Origin of the sequence: Rhodoferax sp. UBA5149 (assembly GCF_002413825.1) — a bacterium.
Classification (GTDB): Bacteria; Pseudomonadota; Gammaproteobacteria; order Burkholderiales; family Burkholderiaceae_C; genus Rhodoferax.
In genome coordinates, this window is sequence record NZ_DHXT01000101.1 from 1,186 (window position 1) to 3,301 (window position 2,116).

The 2,116-nt window shown below is 60.1% G+C and carries 1 protein-coding gene and 2 pseudogenes; 2 read left to right on the forward strand and 1 reads right to left on the reverse strand.

All coding sequences use genetic code 11. The annotated features are described in order from the left end of the window. Nucleotides 1–64 precede the first annotated feature (64 nt). Nucleotides 65–158 (reverse strand): annotated as a pseudogene (locus tag B3V69_RS20755) (LysR family transcriptional regulator); the annotation flags it as partial. 184 nt (nucleotides 159–342) lie between these two features. On the opposite strand from B3V69_RS20755, the gene B3V69_RS09050 reads away from it, so the two are divergent. Both B3V69_RS09050 and B3V69_RS09055 read left to right on the forward strand, forming a co-directional pair. Continuing rightward, nucleotides 343–1,692 (forward strand): aspartate aminotransferase family protein, encoded by a 1,350-nt coding sequence (locus tag B3V69_RS09050; protein WP_296445794.1) that lies wholly within the window; start codon nucleotides 343–345, stop codon nucleotides 1,690–1,692. Nucleotides 1,693–1,873: 181 nt separating this feature from the next. Further along, a pseudogene (locus B3V69_RS09055) lies at nucleotides 1,874–2,116 on the forward strand (alanine dehydrogenase); the annotation flags it as partial.

The window sequence follows — 2,116 nt, forward strand, 5'->3', positions numbered from 1 at the left end:
GGCGCCAACTCTGAAAACAAGGCAATCGCCGCGCCGATATGGGCCGCCGGATTGCTGGCGGTTTTGTCGAACACCGCGATGTTGAGCTCCAGCTCGGCCGCCGCAATGCCGCCACACTCGACCACGCTTTTGAACACCCACAACAGACGAATGTCCATGTCGCTCAACTGGCCCAGCGCGGACCGGCTTTTTACTTGCCTAGACTGATAACTTAAGAGTGATACTTATACATTTATAAGAGTAACAGAGTGGATCAAAATTGCAAACTCACACCCCGTGTGAAACCTTGCGGGACAGTCCACAGCGTAGCGACGCTCTGTCCTCAACACTTTAAAGGACACCATGAACATGAACGATGCCAAAGCGTTGACCTCCCCCCGCACCGACGCCGCCTGGCTCGACGCGCACTGGATGCCCTATACCGGCAACCGCGAATTCAAGGCCAACCCGCGCATGATGGTGGCTGCCCGGGGCTGCTATTACACCGACAACCATGGCAAGCCCATTTTTGACGGCCTGTCCGGCCTGTGGTGCTGCGGCCTGGGCCACGGGCGCACCGAGATCGTCGAGGCGGTGACCCGGCAAATGGCGACGCTGGACTACTCGCCCGCCTTCCAGTTTGGTCACCCGCTGTCATTTGCGCTAGCCAACAAGATCAAGGAACTGACGCCCGCCGGACTGGACTATGTGTTTTTTACCGGCTCGGGCTCCGAGTCCGCCGACACCTCGCTCAAAATGGCGCGCGCCTACTGGCGCGCCAAAGGCCAGGCCAGCAAAACGCGTTTGATCGGGCGCGAAAAAGGCTACCACGGCGTCAACTTTGGCGGCATCTCGGTCGGTGGCATCGCCGCCAACCGCAAGATGTTTGGCCAGGGCATCGAGGCCGATCACATCGCCCATACCCAGCTGGCGAGCAATGCTTTTTCGCGCGGCATGCCTGACAAGGGCGCCGAGCTGGCCGACGATCTGCTGCGGGTCATCGCGCTGCACGACGCGAGCAATATTGCGGCGGTGATTGTGGAACCGTTCTCGGGTTCGGCCGGTGTCGTGATTCCACCCAAGGGCTATCTGCAGCGCCTGCGCGATATCTGCACCGCCAACAACATCCTGCTGATTTTTGACGAAGTCATCACCGGCTTTGGCCGCGCCGGCGCCTACACCGGCGCCGAGGCTTTTGGCGTCACACCCGACATCATGAACGTCGCCAAGCAAGTGACCAACGGCGCGCAGCCCTTGGGCGCGGTGCTGGCCAAGAAAGACATTTACGACACCTTCATGGCGCAGGGCGGGCCGGACTATATGCTGGAGTTTGCCCACGGCTACACCTACTCGGCCCACCCGGTGGCCTGCGCCGTGGGTCTGGCGACGCTGGACCTGCTGGTGAAAGAAAACATGGTGGAGCAAGTCAAGGCGATATCCCCTTATTTTGAGAACGCCGTGCACAGTCTCAAGGGCGCCCGGCACATCACCGACATCCGCAATTTCGGTCTGGCCGCCGGCATCACCATTGACGCCTTGCCCGGCGAACCGGCGCGTCGGCCTTATGAAATCGCCATGACCATGCTGAAAAAAGGCTTTTATGTGCGCTATGGCGGCGACACCATTCAACTCGCACCGCCCTTCATCACGACCCCGGCCCAGATTGACAGCCTGATCAACGCGCTGGGCGAGTCCATCAATCAAACCGCCTGAGACGACTTCTTTCATGCCAACACGCCCCCTGATTCAACACCTGATGGACGGCCACGGGTAAGGCTGCGGTGTACCGTTTTCCATCCCCTCGTTGATCAAGCCGCCCGCCTGATTTGTGTATCCATGGGCTGCGTCTTGTCACACACTGCCGTCTTCCACAATGACGAACCTGGAGAAACACATGCGTGTCGGACTACCCCAAGAAATCAAGAACCACGAATACCGCGTCGGCCTCACACCTGCCAGCGTGCGCGAACTGAGCGCGCATGGTCACCAGGTACTGGTGCAAACGGGTGCCGGTGCCGCCATTGGTCTCACCGACGAACAGTATCTGGCGGCCGGCGCCAGCCTGGCAGCCAATGCAGCAGACGTGTTTGCCCAGGCGGACATGATCGTCAAGGTCAAAGAGCCGCAGCCGCAAGAG

What these genes read in the sequence shown, in the direction of transcription:
- B3V69_RS09050 (WP_296445794.1), top strand. Translation starts at nt 343, where the DNA reads ATGAACATGAACGATGCCAAAGCGTTGACCTCCCCCCGCACCGACGCC.